General features: G+C 42.9%; 14 protein-coding genes. 5 read left to right on the forward strand and 9 right to left on the reverse strand.

What is annotated here, in order from left to right; genetic code table 11:
- Nucleotides 1-73: 73 nt before the first annotated feature.
- Genes AC0VYI_RS03845 through AC0VYI_RS03860 form a run of 4 tightly spaced genes read left to right on the forward strand, consistent with a single transcriptional unit; the run spans nucleotide 74 to nucleotide 4,880 of the window.
- Nucleotides 74-1,099 (forward strand): cyclic GMP-AMP synthase DncV-like nucleotidyltransferase, encoded by a 1,026-nt coding sequence (locus tag AC0VYI_RS03845; protein ID WP_475447445.1) that lies wholly within the window; start codon nucleotides 74-76, stop codon nucleotides 1,097-1,099.
- The gene (locus AC0VYI_RS03850; RefSeq protein WP_475447447.1) at nucleotides 1,099-2,826 is read left to right on the forward strand and encodes a ThiF family adenylyltransferase; all 1,728 of its coding nucleotides are present in this window, start codon (nucleotides 1,099-1,101) and stop codon (nucleotides 2,824-2,826) included. The genes AC0VYI_RS03845 and AC0VYI_RS03850 overlap by 1 nt, the downstream gene beginning before the upstream one ends.
- A complete protein-coding gene (locus AC0VYI_RS03855) occupies nucleotides 2,813-3,298 on the forward strand; it encodes a Mov34/MPN/PAD-1 family protein (protein WP_475447449.1) in 486 nt (161 codons plus the stop codon). Before AC0VYI_RS03850 ends, AC0VYI_RS03855 begins: the two co-directional genes overlap by 14 nt.
- Nucleotides 3,291-4,880: an SAVED domain-containing protein gene (locus AC0VYI_RS03860; RefSeq protein ID WP_475447451.1), complete on the forward strand. Its 1,590-nt coding sequence runs from the start codon at nucleotides 3,291-3,293 to the stop codon at nucleotides 4,878-4,880. The genes AC0VYI_RS03855 and AC0VYI_RS03860 overlap by 8 nt, the downstream gene beginning before the upstream one ends.
- A 303-nt stretch (nucleotides 4,881-5,183) precedes the next feature.
- On the opposite strand, the gene AC0VYI_RS03865 is transcribed toward AC0VYI_RS03860, so the two are convergent.
- The 7 genes from AC0VYI_RS03865 to AC0VYI_RS03895 all read right to left on the reverse strand — a co-directional run bounded on the left by AC0VYI_RS03865 (nucleotide 5,184) and on the right by AC0VYI_RS03895 (nucleotide 13,976).
- On the reverse strand, nucleotides 5,184-5,570 hold the full coding sequence (locus AC0VYI_RS03865) for a hypothetical protein (RefSeq protein WP_475447453.1): 387 nt from the start codon (nucleotides 5,568-5,570) through the stop codon (nucleotides 5,184-5,186).
- Nucleotides 5,571-5,601: 31 nt separating this feature from the next.
- A complete protein-coding gene (istB, locus tag AC0VYI_RS03870; RefSeq protein ID WP_475443432.1) occupies nucleotides 5,602-6,342 on the reverse strand; it encodes an IS21-like element helper ATPase IstB in 741 nt (246 codons plus the stop codon).
- Between the two features lie 9 nt (nucleotides 6,343-6,351).
- The gene (gene istA, locus AC0VYI_RS03875; RefSeq protein ID WP_475443430.1) at nucleotides 6,352-7,884 is read right to left on the reverse strand and encodes an IS21 family transposase; all 1,533 of its coding nucleotides are present in this window, start codon (nucleotides 7,882-7,884) and stop codon (nucleotides 6,352-6,354) included.
- Between the two features lie 190 nt (nucleotides 7,885-8,074).
- Nucleotides 8,075-9,523 carry a hypothetical protein gene (locus tag AC0VYI_RS03880; RefSeq protein WP_475447454.1) on the reverse strand — a complete coding sequence of 483 codons (1,449 nt, stop codon included), beginning with the start codon at nucleotides 9,521-9,523 and terminating at the stop codon, nucleotides 8,075-8,077.
- Between the two features lie 55 nt (nucleotides 9,524-9,578).
- Nucleotides 9,579-10,544 carry a patatin-like phospholipase family protein gene (locus AC0VYI_RS03885; RefSeq protein WP_475447456.1) on the reverse strand — a complete coding sequence of 322 codons (966 nt, stop codon included), beginning with the start codon at nucleotides 10,542-10,544 and terminating at the stop codon, nucleotides 9,579-9,581.
- A 90-nt stretch (nucleotides 10,545-10,634) separates the two neighbouring features.
- Complete coding sequence (locus AC0VYI_RS03890; RefSeq protein ID WP_475447457.1) at nucleotides 10,635-12,845, reverse strand: S8 family peptidase; 2,211 nt, start codon at nucleotides 12,843-12,845, stop codon at nucleotides 10,635-10,637.
- A 12-nt stretch (nucleotides 12,846-12,857) separates the two neighbouring features.
- Complete coding sequence (locus AC0VYI_RS03895; RefSeq protein ID WP_475447459.1) at nucleotides 12,858-13,976, reverse strand: AAA family ATPase; 1,119 nt, start codon at nucleotides 13,974-13,976, stop codon at nucleotides 12,858-12,860.
- A gap of 76 nt (nucleotides 13,977-14,052) precedes the next feature.
- On the opposite strand from AC0VYI_RS03895, the gene AC0VYI_RS03900 reads away from it, so the two are divergent.
- Complete coding sequence (locus AC0VYI_RS03900; RefSeq protein ID WP_475447460.1) at nucleotides 14,053-15,207, forward strand: hypothetical protein; 1,155 nt, start codon at nucleotides 14,053-14,055, stop codon at nucleotides 15,205-15,207.
- A 2-nt stretch (nucleotides 15,208-15,209) separates the two neighbouring features.
- On the opposite strand, the gene istB (AC0VYI_RS03905) is transcribed toward AC0VYI_RS03900, so the two are convergent.
- Complete coding sequence (gene istB / locus AC0VYI_RS03905) at nucleotides 15,210-15,950, reverse strand: IS21-like element helper ATPase IstB (RefSeq protein WP_475443432.1); 741 nt, start codon at nucleotides 15,948-15,950, stop codon at nucleotides 15,210-15,212.
- A 9-nt stretch (nucleotides 15,951-15,959) separates the two neighbouring features.
- The gene (istA, locus tag AC0VYI_RS03910; protein WP_475443430.1) at nucleotides 15,960-17,492 is read right to left on the reverse strand and encodes an IS21 family transposase; all 1,533 of its coding nucleotides are present in this window, start codon (nucleotides 17,490-17,492) and stop codon (nucleotides 15,960-15,962) included.
- Nucleotides 17,493-17,523 lie beyond the last annotated feature (31 nt).

Raw genomic sequence — 17,523 nt, forward strand, 5'->3', positions numbered from 1 at the left:
CTATATGTTGTGTTTTGGTGTTTGTAAATCTACTACATATAGTGTTATCACATTCGGAAGACCGAGGAGACCTATGAGTATTCAAGCAAAATTTATTAAGTTTCACGATAAGATTAAGATAAGTCGTGAAGATAGAGAGTACAAAGATGCTCGTGAAAGGGATGACAGCATCTTAAATGCTATAAAAAGTGCTTTGAAGGACGAAGGCTACCCAGTAATAGAAGACTTTCTTCAAGGATCTATGTCAACAGGTACTGGGGTCAAGAATCCGTGTGAAGATTTCGACATTGATAGAGCTATAGTGATTGCTTTTGATGGTTCACCAGATGACCCTGTCAAAGTTAAAAAAATCGTTCTGAAGGTCCTAGAGGACCGAGGCTTCATAAACGCCAAGATTAAAAAGCCATGTGTAACCGCCGACTACGCTAGTAAAAATCTACATATCGACATCCCGGTTTATCGAGAGCAAAACGGTGAGTATGAGTTAGCTGTAGGCAAAAAGAACTCTAGCGAAGGCAATAAGGAATGGTCTGACTCGGATCCTAAAGGGCTAAAGGACTGGATAAATAACTCTTCAGCCTACCTTGGTTCAGCGAGTAAGAAGCTTGGGCAATATAAGCGCATTGTTAGGTACCTAAAGCGCTGGAGAGATCACAAATTTAGTACAGATGTTGCTAAGAAAGTGTTTTCCATAGGCTTAACCGTGATGGCAAAAGAGCAATTCTCGCCAAGCTTGGATGATAGTGATAAAGCTAACGATTTAGTTGCACTTCGAAACACTGTAAATGCCATGTTGAGTGGTAGTTATTTTAGTTATCAAGGTGACGAACTTTATAAGGTAAGGGTTTACTTACCCAAATCACCATATAGAGATATCTTTGATGGTAGCAGTCTAAATATCGGCACTCAGTTCTATAACAAGCTGAAGTCGTTAAGAGATAAGTTAGATAAAGCTATTGATGAAACAGACTTGGTTAAGCAGTGCAAGATACTGAACCAAGTGTTTGGCGATGATTTTGAAGTACCTAGTAGTTCATCCAATGTTAAAAAGGCTACATACGCCACAGCCGGAGCCTCGGGTACATCACAGGGGGCTTAATGATAGCATCTAAGGAAATTGTTGAGCATTTAATCAGCAGAGGCTTTGATTGCAAAGCACAGGACTTTAATGGGGCTGGGGCTATTACAGTCAGCCTTGAAATTGAAGAGAAAAAAATAGAACTGATACACTTTCTAACATCAGAGATCACTGGTTTACCTGTTTTTTTTCTTATGAATCCGCGCGATGTAGGTCATTTAGCGCATGTCCTGAGTTTCAAAGCTGCTGATGTTGAGTATGGCAGTATCTGTGTCAATGATAAGGATTCTGTTTCAGTAAACTTCAATATGCCATTGCTGGCGATTGAGGAGTCTCTTAATCGCCACATAGGTATTTTGAATAGAGCGGTTACTGAACCCGATTGGAACCGGAAAGAGCTATTACGAGAGTTTAAATCTTGCTGGTTAAATGTTTGTGATTTTGATGAAAGACCCGTACTTCTTACTAATGATGGCGGGGCTCTGGAAGAGATAGATGTTTATAGGCCTGTAAAAAATTTTAAGTTTGGCGTTAGGTCTTACTATTTGGCGCAATCTCAAAATACTGATCTAGCAGCAGCGGCGAAAGTTTACTGGCAGGATAGCTCAGGAAGAAATCTTGCTGGTAAAGCTGTAGTTTTGCCTCTAACTGAAATAGAGCCAGCACCGTTAGAAAAAGAACAGCTTACAACTTGGTATTTAGCAGTCTTGTTAAAGCAAGAACCTAATCTTCTGAAAAAGTTGCGTGAGAACTATGGGAGGTGGAAGACTCATGAGTACTGGATTGTTTTCAATGCTCAAGTACCATCAGGAAAGGTCTGGTTTTGCTTATATTTCAAAAGCAAAATAGGTAAAAAGCAATCTTTGCCGTTAACTGAAGCTCAGTTAAAACACTGGAAGGTTAAGGCTGTTCCTATAAGGCTTTTCAATAAAGAAGCTGTGCTGCCAAGAGGTGGTGCAAATTTAGATCTAGCGACAAGCAAGGTTGCCTTGATTGGAGCTGGATCTGTTGGGAGCGAGATAGCACACAAGCTTTCAGCCGCCGGGATTCAAAACCTAGAGATCTATGACAATGATATTTATCAGATAGATAACTTATACCGGCATATCTTGCCCGAGGAGTATTTGAATCTAGAGAAATCTTATGGCCTCAGTTACCACCTAACACGCCAGTTCTTATGGTCCAAAGCTGTTCCTTCGAAAAAGAAACTGCTGGAACTCAGAAACTCTCAGTTGATTAGTTCTTATGATTTGATTGTTATAGCCATTGGTAGCCCGACTCATGAGCGACTTTTTAAAGAGTATCTTTTGGAAAAAGGCATAAAAGTTCCGGTCATTAATACTTGGCTTGAAGGTTTTGGCGTAGGTGGGCATGCTGTACTAGATATTCCGGATAGTAAGGGTTGCTTACTTTGTGCCTATGTTTGTCCTGATACGTTGACCAGAGGGCTTAACTCTAACCTTAACTTCATCGAGCCAAACCAAGGCGTCACTATTAATATGTCAGGCTGTGGTGAGCAGTTTATTTCCTATAGCGCTATTTGCTCTGCGCAAACGGCTTTAATTGCGAGCGATTTGGCTATCAAATACCTAGAAGGGAAAATTACTGCCAGTTCAAAAGTTAGCTGGAAAGGCAGTGAACATGAAGCAGTGGCTCATGGAGTATCGCTGACTAATAGGTTCTATCAATTTAGTGACTCTTTGCAGATTAAGCCTTTGATTCATGAGGATTGTGATGTCTGTAACTGATGAAGGTATCTTGTTTGTCGGTTCAAGTGTCGAACTGCGGGTCAACAAGCAGGTCTATGAATGTTGGCTGGAACACCGCCAAATCAAACGGAAGGATACGGAACAGTTTGGGGCGTTGATTGGTTCACGAGCTGAAGGTGAATGCAAGATTTGGATCGACTGGTGTACAACACCAAAGAAAAAAGATATTAGCCAGCGAGCAAGGTTTGTGATGAGAGACCCATTTCATCAACAGGCAATAGACAAAGCATTTGAACAATCAAATGGTGAGCTGGGTTATATTGGAACTTGGCATACGCATCCACAATGTGTACCAGAACCCTCAATTATTGATTTGAATGACTGGGCTCAATGTACGTTGCGGAACCCTGACAGGCAACTTGTGTTTGCAATAGTGGGGATTGAGCAAGTAAATGTTTACATTAACATTAACGGTAATTTAGAAATAGCAAAGAGGAACATTGATGGGTAATAAGGCTGATCAATTCTGTAATCAGGCGGCAAGCTCACCATTAGATTCGATGGATACTTTCGGTCAGTACTTCGACAATCTTCGAAACTTGGTCAGTTGGAACCGTGTAGGGATTTTAACTGATGAAGATGATAGGAATACCATCATTTTGCTAATGTTGAACGAAGAATTAACTGCCACAATGCGCCTTTGCCTAGAGCCAAATGTGATTAAGTCTTGTATAAATACCTTATCTGCTGAATCTGAAACAGTTACTTACAGATGTCTTCAAGGTTATGCAATAACGCGCGATGATTTAACTCATTTACATAGTATAGCGAGTATCTGGGGGAAAGCGGAGGCACAGAGCGCTGAGCTAACGCTAGATGAGTTAGAAACGTTGTTCATTCGTTTTGAAGGAAAAAGGAAAAAAACAGGCCGTGGTCCAGACTTCACAAAAGGCACAAAGGAAACAGTTTGGCGGGATAGTTTTGGCCGTTGCATGTTTACGGGGTGCGGTGAAAAGCTTGATTACGATGAGGTTTCAGGTACGACAGGTAACTATGCATACTTAGCTCACAATGTTGCTTCTTCTGAAAAAGGCGCAAGAGGGATTACCGAGTTATCAGAAAAATTGTCAAATGATCCGAACAATGTGTTGCTTTTATGTGATAAACATCATCGGTTAATTGATAAGGTTGCCGCTAGTGACTATCCTGCATCGACACTGTCTGCGATGAGGAAGGAATTCGGTCTTATTGCAAATAGTTTATTGGATGGCTTGAAATACCAACCAATCCCTGTTTACGCTGTATTGTGGCCTGTAAATTCTCAAACAGTTTCTCCCCCTTCATACCTGCAAGTTGCCAACAGTCTTTCTAGAATTAAAAGAAGGATGCACCAGCAGATCAACATATTAAGTCATAATGAAGAGCTTTTAGTTGAATCACCAAACTTATTTTGGGCTCTAATGCCGAATATTATTCAGGCTTCCGCCGATAAGATTATCCAACAAACCAAAGAGTTTGGATTTAATGCTGCGTTGTTTGGTTTTGGACCAACTTCAGCGCTTATTGGTTTCGGCGCAAAAATAGGGAACAAGAATGCGGTTACTCCTATGCTTAGATTTAGAGAATCTGGTAGTTGGTCATGGCCTGCAATAGATCCTGTCGGTGAGTTTTATGAAGTGGTTGGGTTTGATAAATTAGAAAAAGGAACTGATTTTGTAATAAATATTGCCTTGACGGCTGAACCAGAAAGCTTAGTTCAAGCTTCTAATTCAGTTTGCACGAAGACAGGTGCGCAAATGATTACAATTCGTGCGAAGGAACAGTTTATGGGCAATGGTGCAGTATCGCATCCAGATGACGGAAAGGCTTTTACTTCTGTTCTTCAGTCAATGTTTCATGCCCTCAAATCAGAGTATGCCGCACAAACTATCCATTTGTTTCCTTGTGCATCAAACGCTGCATCAGTGTTTATTGGACAAGCATATGATGTACATCACCCTAAGGTGATTGTTTATGATTTTGACAGTGGAACGATGGTGCCAAGAATATGTTTGGAAAGTGATAACCACAAGTGTTCCATATCATCAATTTAATACTGCTGCTGAACCTGTCCACTTCAGTAGCAAGATCGTGGCTACCCCCAGTGTCATGATAGTTGTCCAGATCTTAAAGTGATCTGTACCAATTAGACTGGACACTTTACGACGCGATTTTATGATACAAAAAGTTATCCATACTTCTCTAATTTAAGTGGTTGCTCTAAGAAGGTTTTGTCCAGAAATGAGTTACAGCTAGTATGATACTTTAATGCCAAATATCTATTTTTACTGAAGTCCTGACGCCACCCGAGAAGTTTGGGTTACGTACATGATGTTCTACACTAGTGGTCATAGTGTCTAAGAAACCAAGTAGCTGTCATCCATTTGTGGGTCGACCTCAAACGGATCGGTTTTAAAATAAATATAATTAGGTTCTTTAGGCTCGGAATCAATTCTTTCTAATGCTTTATTAATTCGTTCACATTGATTGCTGTTAATATAGAAGCGATGCTCATTAAGCCAATTGCGTGGGCGGTGATAGTTTTCCCAAGTAGCGGATTCTAGTTCAAATATTTGAGTTTCGATTTTGGATGAACTAATTAGATTTCTAACCGGCGGGATAACATCTACGGTTTTATCATCAGAAACAACAAATGCTAGTCTATTTGTTTGAAAAGGGCGAACATATCTGATAGCTGCATATTCCGCTGATTCCGGACACCGGTACCGTTTTAATCCGGACACCTTTTTCTCTTCATTTTCTCAGTCTCTAGTTTTACTCCATGTGTCCGGATTGCGCCAGTTTTCTCATCGATTCTCCTCCTAGTTCTATGCGGTGACTGTTGTGGATTAAACGGTCCAGTAAAGCGTCCGCAACCGTGGCATTGCCTATCATGTTGTACCACTCTTTCACTGGCAGTTGACTGATCATGATCGTGCTGCTGGTTTGGTAACGATCTTCTAAAAGCTCTAATAAATGGCCTGCATGATCGGCACTGAGTTTTTCCATCCCCCAGTCATCGAGTATCAGCAGCTGCTTTTTGGCGAGGGCGGCAAGTTGTTTTTGATAGGTGCCGTCTAAGCGGCCAAGGCTGAGGTCATCCAGCAGTCGACTCAGGCGCAGATAGCGAACGCTATAAAGTTGCTCGCACGCCTGTGAGGCAAGGGCGCAGGCAACATAGGTTTTGCCCGCGCCCGTTGGGCCTGTGATGAGGATATTTTGATGCTTTTGCAGGTAACCTCCTGTCAACAGTTCTCCTAGTTGGATGCGCTTTAGTCCACGCCCTTCTTTGTAGAGTAGTTGGCTGGCGCTGGCTTCTACGCGCAGTTTTGCTTGTCGTTTGAGCCGTTCGATTTTGCCATGATTTCTGCCTAGCAGCTCACTGTCAAGGAGCAGTGTGAGACGTTGCTCGAAGTCCAGTTCTCCATAGGTGGTTAACTGTTCTCGTTGTTGTTCTAACGCGGTAACGGCATGACTCAGTCGCAGCATTTTGAGTTGTTCAGTCAGGTGATTCATGTTGTTCTCCTAGTGGTAGCAGTGTGGCCCGCGAACATTGCTGTGCGGGGTGTCGGGTGTCGAGTCAGAAGGAAGAGACAGTGTGCCTTCCCGATGATGATCGAGCAGATTTCGGATAAAGCGCAGAGAAGGTTTGTTGACCAGTAAGGCATCCTGACAGGCTTGCTCTAGGCGGACATCCCCATGTTTGCGCGCGAGACTCAGTATGCCAAGACAGCGACGAGTGGCTTGGGCTGGATGGGCTTTGGACAGGATCTGTTGTTTGATGACGTTTTCGGTGGCGACACCAATCTGCTTGCTCCATCCGATTAAGCGTTCTGGTGACCATTTTTGATGTTGATGATGGCTCGGCATATGTTCCATGTGGGTGCTCAGACCATAGTCTTTTCGGCTGATTGGGTGAGACGAGACGGGCTGACCTTGATGGAAGATTTGTATGATCTGCGACGTCGCTTCCAGCGTCACATATTGACCCACAAGCTGATGCGGTACCGAGTAATAATGCTTTGCGTACTCAATGTGGTAATCCGGTCCCACTTTGGCGCGTTTATGTTCTGTGTAGACATACTTCTGCATCGGTAACGGTTTCAACGCGGGTTTATCGAGGGTGTCAAAAAGGGCTTGGCGACTCACGCCAATCTTTTGCATCGGCCGTTGGTTCAGAGCGTTCATCAGCTCTCGAACCGCATTATTCAGCTCTCTTAGGGTATGGAAGGTGCGATGACGAAGGCGCATCATGATCCAGCGTTCGACAATCAGAACCGCATTTTCGGCCTTGGCTTTGTCTTTGGGTTTATAGGGACGAGCCGGCATAATGGCGGTTTGATAGTGATGCGCTAACTGACGATAACTGTCGTTGAGTTTCGGCTCATAACGATCTGTTTTTGTCACGGCAGCTTTTAAGTTGTCTGGCACCAATAAAGCGGGAACGCCACCGAAGTGTTCAAACGCATTGGCGTGACACTGTAGCCAATGCTCCAGCTTTTGACTTTCGCTGGCTTCAACGTAGGTGTAGTTAGACGCTCCCAGTGTGGCGACAAACACTTGTGAGTGGCGAACGTCGCCCGTTTCCGGATTGACGATCGGGATAGTCGGTCCGCAATAATCAATGAATAACTTGTCACCTGCGGTATGGAGTTGACGCATACTGCGTTTTTGTGTGGCGAGCCAACGACGGAAGTACTCGCAGAACTGGCTGTAGCCATAAGTGCGCTCTTGGTGCTCGGCAACATATTCTTCCCACAACAATTGCTTCGTCGCCCCTTTGCGCTTGAGTTCGATAAAAAAGTACGCAAAGTCCGGCATCACTTTCAGGCGATTAGCCGGTTTTTCTTGATACAGCGCTTTAGACAGATCGGTATCGGAAACGTCACTGGCAAGGGGCCAATAATAGTCACTTTGTTTGAAACGAGTCAGGACATCGGACACGGTAGAGCGGCCGACATTCAAACAAGAAGCAATCTGCCGCGTGGATAAATGGCACTCATGTTTGAGACGCAAAATCTCTTTAATATTGGTCATTGAGGTTCTCTTTCTGGTCATGATCACTTCCTGGCAACGTATTAGGTGTAACCAAGTGTAGTGAGCGATTGATTTAAAAGAGAAAACGAAGGGATTCCGGTGAATCCGGACAGGGTTTACGCTAATCCGGACAGGGATTCCGGGGAAAGCCAAAAAGTGTCCGGTTTAGAGCGTAATAGGTGTCCGGATAAAAACGGAATGGGTGTCCGAGTTATATCGGAATGGGTGTCCGGATTGCTCCGGTATATGCAATAGCAGAATTGTACCTTGATCCTCGTGAAGGAGTGCATTCATCGGTTGCGTCGCCATCGAGAATAATTCCGACCGCGTGACAGACTAAATGTGGATCGACTAGTATAGAGCCATCAATACCACTGACACTCTCAAGCAGAGATTCGGTCAGTGTGGTTGGAATAATACAAGTGCCTTGTTGTTTCAATCTATTTGCTTCATTGGCTGCATCTTGCGCAATTATGATCATGCTTCCAGATTCAAGCCTTATCTGGGCCTTAAGCAGTTCCCAAGCGTGTACTGCCTCTTGTTTTGTCACACTAGGAAATAATCTTAAATAACTAGCGTAAAATGATGATTGATCGAAGAGTTCTTGTGGCAAACTGGGGTTAGAAAAATGGCTTCGTATTAGCGCTTTGTTTCCGCATCTAAGCTCCCAGATGTAGTAATCAACAAACGATACGATAAATGCATCTTGCTGTTCTGGATTATGTGTCTGTTTTAGTTTTCCAAGTCCATATAGCTCTCTACTATTTGCGATAATGTCCATGCCTGTGGTAGCCATTTGTAGTACTTTTCTCACCCATCGATGTTCTTCAAATAAGATAGGCTCTTGGAATCTTATTGCATACTCTAAATGCTCATTGTCTGGGTCAATTAAGATTAGCTGGCCAGTACCTTTTGTTCTTTCATAGAAGAGAGAGGATATCAAATTCAATGAATCAAACAATTCGGCATGATTGTAATAGCGCTCTGTGGATAGGCCTGGAGTATGTAAAAAGCTTCTCGCAGCTAGATTCACTATCTCTGATGAGGATCTGCGATTGTGAAAAGAGTGCCTTCCAGGATCCGGATCCTGGAGTTCCTTGGTTGCCTCTTGGAGAATTGTGCTAATAACGGCATGGATATAGCTTCTATATCCGTTTCCCTGCTGACTCTTTTTGGGAATATCCTCTAATGGGGGGTGGCGTTCTAGGGTTGAAATTGGCATCTGTATTACTGGTACAACATAATAGTCGTCAATGCACCGAGGCTCACCGCAAAAGGACTTTACTCTGTTTTTATCGTCATATTGTTGTAACGCTGCCTTTACCGTAGATTGAACAGAGTCGCGTCTTATCCACTCTGGCTTATCTCGCATGCTTGGTGCATCACTAAAAAACATGTTTTGCAGCTTGTGATTCTGGACAGTAATCTCAATGTTATCTTGTAAGTTCTTAAACAAAGATAGGGGCCATTTTTTATCTTCGGGCTCAACACAGACTTTATGTTGCTTCTGCCCATCTGGACGAAGGGCTCCAACTAGCAACACGTCAATGTCTTTAGGGGCTCCTATTTCTTCTAAAGCTTTGCTGGTTAAGTAATAAATACTATTGCAAAAATGTTCTTGGTATCCCCACATAAAAAGGTCAATATACTTTCTTGTCACTTTCACCACCTTGATCCGTTTTTGTTATGACGTTGCTAGGATAGATCGCTGTCTTTTAAAGTAAAAACTCCTTCAGTCGCATTTCTTCATTAGCAAAAGATTCACGGCCTTGCTGACGTAAGATGTTTAGCTTTTCGATCCGATTTTCTAGCATGTCTACAGCCATTTCCGCTCGCTCAAAAGTATCGTTGATTCGGATGGTAGGAATATCTTTGAAAAGCACATTTCGAAGCTGATCGAGAGATTGTGTATTTATTTCTAAAGTCTTTTGAAGTAATTGTATTGCTAGCCACTTCTTAATAAGTCTTTTAAAAATTCCTGGGTTAGGTTCTGGATAGGTGCCAACACCGATATTAACAACTCGGATCTGGCTATGTTTTATTTTCAAAGCGGTACTTGCATCCGCTATTGCAAACAGAGTTGGATTATTAGCGCAATAACCTCCATCAATTAGCTCCAGCTTGTCGCCATTTGAAGTGATAACCGTCTTTTTTTCAAAAAATGGATATGCAGAGCACGATGCTTGGACGGCATCCGCGATTTTGATACCAAAGCCTGGGATAAATGTGGCTTTTCTTCCATGAACTAATGTCTCGTTCCTTTTGAAAATAAGAGGTTTTTCTGTCCTCCATTGAGTGGCGATAATTCCCAAGTTGGTTCTAGTGTCTTCGAATTTTTTATCTCTAAATACCTCATGTGCAAGGTTGTGTAATGCCTTGCTCCTGCGCTTTGCTGAGCGGCACGACATTATGACTGGAACATATTGACTGTAAAGCTCGTGGATTTGATCAACTTCATAGCCTAAAGAAATTAGTGCTGCAATTATCGAACCCGTACTAGTGCCATACACAAGGTCGAACTTTTCACTCAAAGGGCAATCAATTAGTGCCTCAATCTCTTTTAACACGCCTAAAGTATAAAAGCCTTTGGCTCCTCCACCATCTAGAGTAAGTATTCGGCACAGCGCCTTATCAGGCTCATCTGAAAGATCTAAAGGTTTTGCGTTTTGTTTAATTGGCATTTGTAATACCCACTTACACTCTGCTGCCTATATACTGCAAGTTTTAATCCTCAAGAAACTACAATTGATACTTCTGTATGTTGAGTATTCTTAGACTCGAATTCTTTCTGGGATAGTAACTCGTGGTTTGATTTCAGTTAGTATGCCGTTGTAAGCAGCAAGGATATCGTTAAATATGGTTTTATGTTTTTGTGCTGAAAGAGTAACTACGAATGCATACTTTATCATAGGGGCTTTACTGCCGCCTATAGCGCCTCCTCCTTCGCGAGCCATGTAGTGTAATTCAAAATATGGCCTATCTAGTGTCTTTCCGTACTTGTTTAAATCAGCATGTAATGTGGTTTCCCATTTTGCTGCATCTCTTCTAAGTTCGGCTTCTGTGGCTTTTTTTTCTTGTTTGAAGAAAGATTCTTTTTTCCCACCGTCTTTGGGGCACCAGGAAATTTCCACTCCCGCTTTTGTATACATGGAAGTATCTTGGGCGTCTACTTGTGTAGCAAAACAGCATGTGGCTCTTATCATGATTTTTCCATTGATACCACCATCAGGAATCGGTACAGGAACTTTCAAATACTTTCCAGGTAAAAGTTCACCTTGATAAAGAATTCGAGCTACTCCATCCGGTGATTCAATAAGTGATTCGATATTATCGGGAGCTTTCCCCCATCCTACCTCTGATTCATCGTAAGAGTTTTGATTTGCACCATTTATTAGCAAAGCTTTAAGGGCAACGGCTGATATTGAGTGTCCCATTAAGGCTCTAATGCCCGCTGCTTTGCGAAGCACATATGGTGCTGCAAAACTGGTTCCTTGGACAGGGATTATCTCATTGATTTTGGAGTTGCTAAGGATGTGAAAATATTCATTATGAGATCCACCAAACGCTAGCAAATCTGGTTTTATTCTTCCTGGTGATCTTCCTGGTCCAACTGCGCTGTATGTTGCTTTTGCCCATAGATCATTTGTTGATGTAGCAGATCCAACAGCTATAGCATTAACACTATCTGAAGGGACTTGGATCCTGTTATAACCAAGTTCGCTGTTTTGTTCTCCATTATTACCTGCAGCGATTGTCATGAATGTTTCACCATCAGCAAGATATCTGTCAATTAAAGAAGTCCATGCATGGATTTCGTCGTCCTCTACTGGGAGGATTGGTCCTAAACTTAAGTTTAAGAATTCATACTGGCGCGAGAGTAAAATATCTTCTAGATGACCTAATGTTCGGTATAGTTCATATGGGTTTTCATTTTGTATTGATGAGTCAAGAATCCTATGGTGGTCAACGTATGTAAAAGGTCTTTCCGCTTGCTGATTTGGTTCTAATGGCCCGAATAGGAATGCTGAAGTTACTCCTTGGCCATGATCTACCCCATCTTCTAGATTGCTAGATTTTGGATCTGATACAATATAATTATTAATCCATGGGAGTAAATTTGAATTATCTGGAAGGCCTCCATCTAAAATTGCTACGTCAACATCATTAGCGATAGGGGGTTCTGTGGGGAGCGATATTGTAGATCTGACTCCGGAAGCTCTCATATTTGGTATAAAGCTTCTTAGTTGAGGTATGGGTCTTAAAACTCTTACGAATGCGTGGTCTGCAAGCTTTATTAAGTCATCCTTTGAACCTGAAAATGGGACAAACCATAGATTGGACGTGGTAATTGATAGATCTTCTGCAACTTCATATTTTAATGATCGGGCAAATTCTAGGAAAGATTTTTTGATGAAGTCTGAAGACGTTCCAGGGATGAGTTGAATTCCTGCTTCAAAATATCCTTCTTTTTCAAAACCAAGTCCGCTTTTTATTTTCTCCTTAGATTGAACTGGTTCAATACTCCATATTCTAGATAAGTCCTCTGCACTTGGATTGTCGTCTCGAAGCTGGTCTAATTGTTCTGAAAATTCTTTAAGCTTTGAACGCTTTCCAGCGACGAAAATGCTGGTTGTTGGCGAAGTCTGAGGGGGGCCTTTTCTGGTCCATTTATCCGGTTTTACATTGTTTGCTTTGCTCCCTATTGAGCGACTTCCCATTTCTCTTAGTAATTTCTGGGGGAAGTGCCCTTTCGAAATAAATGAAGGGTGTAAGGTTAATTTAGTAACAGCGTAATCTTTGGGGCAAACCTCAGGCGGTAGGCTATTTATATACTTGACAGTCTCTTTGAATTGAGGTGAAAGTCGTTGTATTACTTCATCAAACGAGTATAGCTTGTTCGTGTTGGGTGTCATCTTAGGTGGAGGTGTTAGCTCAGTTAATACTTCGGCTTTACCTATCAAGTAGTTTTTGTTTTTTTGCATTATTTCTTCTCCCTACTTAGCGTGTTCCTTTAGTTTTTTTCGAATAGTGTCCCTACTTACTCCCGTTAGCTCAGAGGCGTTCACTTGCGACATTTTAAACTCAAAAACTAAACGAACAGCTAGTTCAATACGTTCTGCTCTTGTCATTGCTTGAGTGTCGGAAAGTAAATTCTTTGCTATTTTCTTTTCAAAAGATATTGGGTCTAGAACCCTAATTTTTCTAAGATTTTGAATATGTTTTTTTATATTGCTGTATGAGGTTCCTTTGAGAGCCTGAACGCATAGCGGTAACCAATTCTGGAAGTGCTTTAAATCGTTACCAAGAAAGTTTGTAATAGCTGTTTTGGTTTGCTCCTCTGAAGGAAGTGTAAAGTTTATTGTTAAATCAAACCTTCTCCAAAGAGCCGGGTCTACTAATTCTGGATGATTTGTTGCGGCGACGAGCAGTCCTGTGCTTGGCCAAGCCTCTAGTTCCTGAAGCATGACAGTAACTAGTCTTTTTAACTCTCCCACATCAGCATCATCGCTTCGTTTTTTAGCTATGGCGTCAATCTCATCGAGGAGTAGTACGCAAGGATGGGATTTAGCAAAATCAATGACAGATCTAAGGTTGCTACCTGTTTTTCCTAAATAGCTACTCATGACTGCGGTTAAGTCTAAAGTGTAGAACGGTAATTGTAGCTTTGATGCCAACCAGCTCGCTGTTAATGTTTTTCCTACCCCAGGAGGGCCTTGAAATATGATGGAGCTGCAAGGAGCTAAGCCTAATTCTTTAAGGGTCTTGATGTGATTCCGCTCTTCGATTACTTGTAAAAGTTGCACTTTAAGTGAAGGCGATAGAATTGGAGTATGGTGCTCCAACTCTGCAATAGAAAGCGATTTGAGTAGAGGTATTGCGCTGTCGTCTGATGGTTTAAGTACATTTGCCCCATTAGAAGAGGCCATTGATTTTCGCAGTACGTCAGCAGATCTTGTGGGATTTACTTTTAGTAACTCTTCAATTTTTTTGCTTGTTTCAGAGTCTGATTGCCTAAGTTTTCTAGCTGCTTTTGCAAGGTAGAGTCTAATGTCCGCTTCGTTGCCAGCGAGTGCTAGTTTAGCTAAAACGACGATGTCAAATTCATTGTTCATTTCATGGCTACTTTGGTTTGGTTTTTAATTTCTAGTCATAATACTAAAATAATCCATTTTTATAAAGGGGTTGAGTGTGACTAGTTTTTATTATATTTTTAAAAATAGTCATTTTTTGGTTTTTGTAAGGCATTTCATATCAGAGGATACTGCATTGTTTGAGTCAAAAAAGTTAAAGAGAATGGATGGGTTATGGAGAGTCGATGGCTTCGGTGGCATTGAATTTAAAGATAACCTTGCCCCACAGGTGTTCGTGTATTTTTCCCAAGTCACTTCTGATGGTATTGAATCACCTCTAATAAAAGGAATGCCTACAGGGGAGCAAAAATGTATTAAAGAACCGCTCAATAGGCTTTCAAAATATCTAATAGGCTCATGTTGGGAGAATGGGATTAGGATTAACCGTCTGAGTCCATTTGACCTCAATTATGAGATTGATACCTCAGAGATTCGTTTTGTACACGCAAGTGATGAAATTGAGCTCAATGGTAAGACTTTTCCATGTGCCGTACCTAATAGGGCAATGCAATACGGAAAAAATTACAAATATATTTCAAGAGACTCAATTTTTGCCATTGTTCCTGTGTTGGAGAATAGTCAAACACAGTTCCTAGTTGTGCCATGCTCTGAACTATATCTCTGTTATTTGGGGGTCAGCAGCGAGTTTATAAATCATATCCTGACAAATGATGTAGATCGTTATTTTTCATGGGAAGAGCCTTATATTAAGGTAAAAATGAGACTGAGCCGCTTAGAGCAATTCGTTGCTTACAGAGGACATTGTTCTCCAGGGGGTCGTCATTGGTTTTCATGTCCGTCAGATCATATAAAAGAAACTGCGGTAAATAATGCGTTTAATTCCAAAACAGCATCTTCACATACACCTTTTTCAATCAAAGCAACTTTTCCATTTTCTGGCAGAACTAAATTAAGTATAGCTGGCAAGAAGTTCAAATACATAAATAAAGATGGGGATGTCGTGTGGGGTGTGTTTGCCGCCAATATTCTTAAATGTCATCGTTCAGAGAGTTTCGTTGTTAAAGTTTTGAGTGATCATAGTTCTGATACTCCTCTTCCTTGGCGTCCTGATACGGAAGACTCTGACAATGCTATTGATAGCCCATTTATGGACGAGAATGAGTATATTGATTCAGTGCATATTCCGCTGATTCCGGACACCGGTACCGTTTTAATCCGGACACCTTTTTCTCTTCATTTTCTCAGTCTCTAGTTTTACTCCATGTGTCCGGATTGCGCCAGTTTTCTCATCGATTCTCCTCCTAGTTCTATGCGGTGACTGTTGTGGATTAAACGGTCCAGTAAAGCGTCCGCAACCGTGGCATTGCCTATCATGTTGTACCACTCTTTCACTGGCAGTTGACTGATCATGATCGTGCTGCTGGTTTGGTAACGATCTTCTAAAAGCTCTAATAAATGGCCTGCATGATCGGCACTGAGTTTTTCCATCCCCCAGTCATCGAGTATCAGCAGCTGCTTTTTGGCGAGGGCGGCAAGTTGTTTTTGATAGGTGCCGTCTAAGCGGCCAAGGCTGAGGTCATCCAGCAGTCGACTCAGGCGCAGATAGCGAACGCTATAAAGTTGCTCGCACGCCTGTGAGGCAAGGGCGCAGGCAACATAGGTTTTGCCCGCGCCCGTTGGGCCTGTGATGAGGATATTTTGATGCTTTTGCAGGTAACCTCCTGTCAACAGTTCTCCTAGTTGGATGCGCTTTAGTCCACGCCCTTCTTTGTAGAGTAGTTGGCTGGCGCTGGCTTCTACGCGCAGTTTTGCTTGTCGTTTGAGCCGTTCGATTTTGCCATGATTTCTGCCTAGCAGCTCACTGTCAAGGAGCAGTGTGAGACGTTGCTCGAAGTCCAGTTCTCCATAGGTGGTTAACTGTTCTCGTTGTTGTTCTAACGCGGTAACGGCATGACTCAGTCGCAGCATTTTGAGTTGTTCAGTCAGGTGATTCATGTTGTTCTCCTAGTGGTAGCAGTGTGGCCCGCGAACATTGCTGTGCGGGGTGTCGGGTGTCGAGTCAGAAGGAAGAGACAGTGTGCCTTCCCGATGATGATCGAGCAGATTTCGGATAAAGCGCAGAGAAGGTTTGTTGACCAGTAAGGCATCCTGACAGGCTTGCTCTAGGCGGACATCCCCATGTTTGCGCGCGAGACTCAGTATGCCAAGACAGCGACGAGTGGCTTGGGCTGGATGGGCTTTGGACAGGATCTGTTGTTTGATGACGTTTTCGGTGGCGACACCAATCTGCTTGCTCCATCCGATTAAGCGTTCTGGTGACCATTTTTGATGTTGATGATGGCTCGGCATATGTTCCATGTGGGTGCTCAGACCATAGTCTTTTCGGCTGATTGGGTGAGACGAGACGGGCTGACCTTGATGGAAGATTTGTATGATCTGCGACGTCGCTTCCAGCGTCACATATTGACCCACAAGCTGATGCGGTACCGAGTAATAATGCTTTGCGTACTCAATGTGGTAATCCGGTCCCACTTTGGCGCGTTTATGTTCTGTGTAGACATACTTCTGCATCGGTAACGGTTTCAACGCGGGTTTATCGAGGGTGTCAAAAAGGGCTTGGCGACTCACGCCAATCTTTTGCATCGGCCGTTGGTTCAGAGCGTTCATCAGCTCTCGAACCGCATTATTCAGCTCTCTTAGGGTATGGAAGGTGCGATGACGAAGGCGCATCATGATCCAGCGTTCGACAATCAGAACCGCATTTTCGGCCTTGGCTTTGTCTTTGGGTTTATAGGGACGAGCCGGCATAATGGCGGTTTGATAGTGATGCGCTAACTGACGATAACTGTCGTTGAGTTTCGGCTCATAACGATCTGTTTTTGTCACGGCAGCTTTTAAGTTGTCTGGCACCAATAAAGCGGGAACGCCACCGAAGTGTTCAAACGCATTGGCGTGACACTGTAGCCAATGCTCCAGCTTTTGACTTTCGCTGGCTTCAACGTAGGTGTAGTTAGACGCTCCCAGTGTGGCGACAAACACTTGTGAGTGGCGAACGTCGCCCGTTTCCGGATTGACGATCGGGATAGTCGGTCCGCAATAATCAATGAATAACTTGTCACCTGCGGTATGGAGTTGACGCATACTGCGTTTTTGTGTGGCGAGCCAACGACGGAAGTACTCGCAGAACTGGCTGTAGCCATAAGTGCGCTCTTGGTGCTCGGCAACATATTCTTCCCACAACAATTGCTTCGTCGCCCCTTTGCGCTTGAGTTCGATAAAAAAGTACGCAAAGTCCGGCATCACTTTCAGGCGATTAGCCGGTTTTTCTTGATACAGCGCTTTAGACAGATCGGTATCGGAAACGTCACTGGCAAGGGGCCAATAATAGTCACTTTGTTTGAAACGAGTCAGGACATCGGACACGGTAGAGCGGCCGACATTCAAACAAGAAGCAATCTGCCGCGTGGATAAATGGCACTCATGTTTGAGACGCAAAATCTCTTTAATATTGGTCATTGAGGTTCTCTTTCTGGTCATGATCACTTCCTGGCAACGTATTAGGTGTAAC

This window comes from Marinomonas sp. 63XJN7_9_ISO-PGPR-S23-217 (assembly GCF_056173515.1).

Coding starts and splice junctions, on each gene's coding strand:
- AC0VYI_RS03845 (WP_475447445.1), top strand. CDS start 74: ATGAGTATTCAAGCAAAATTTATTAAGTTTCACGATAAGATTAAGATA.
- AC0VYI_RS03850 (WP_475447447.1), top strand. CDS start 1,099: ATGATAGCATCTAAGGAAATTGTTGAGCATTTAATCAGCAGAGGCTTT.
- AC0VYI_RS03855 (WP_475447449.1), top strand. CDS start 2,813: ATGTCTGTAACTGATGAAGGTATCTTGTTTGTCGGTTCAAGTGTCGAA.
- AC0VYI_RS03860 (WP_475447451.1), top strand. CDS start 3,291: ATGGGTAATAAGGCTGATCAATTCTGTAATCAGGCGGCAAGCTCACCA.
- istB (WP_475443432.1), bottom strand. CDS start 6,342: ATGAATCACCTGACTGAACAACTCAAAATGCTGCGACTGAGTCATGCC.
- istA (WP_475443430.1), bottom strand. CDS start 7,884: ATGACCAGAAAGAGAACCTCAATGACCAATATTAAAGAGATTTTGCGT.
- AC0VYI_RS03885 (WP_475447456.1), bottom strand. CDS start 10,544: ATGCCAATTAAACAAAACGCAAAACCTTTAGATCTTTCAGATGAGCCT.
- AC0VYI_RS03890 (WP_475447457.1), bottom strand. CDS start 12,845: ATGCAAAAAAACAAAAACTACTTGATAGGTAAAGCCGAAGTATTAACT.
- AC0VYI_RS03895 (WP_475447459.1), bottom strand. CDS start 13,976: ATGAACAATGAATTTGACATCGTCGTTTTAGCTAAACTAGCACTCGCT.
- istB (WP_475443432.1), bottom strand. CDS start 15,950: ATGAATCACCTGACTGAACAACTCAAAATGCTGCGACTGAGTCATGCC.
- istA (WP_475443430.1), bottom strand. CDS start 17,492: ATGACCAGAAAGAGAACCTCAATGACCAATATTAAAGAGATTTTGCGT.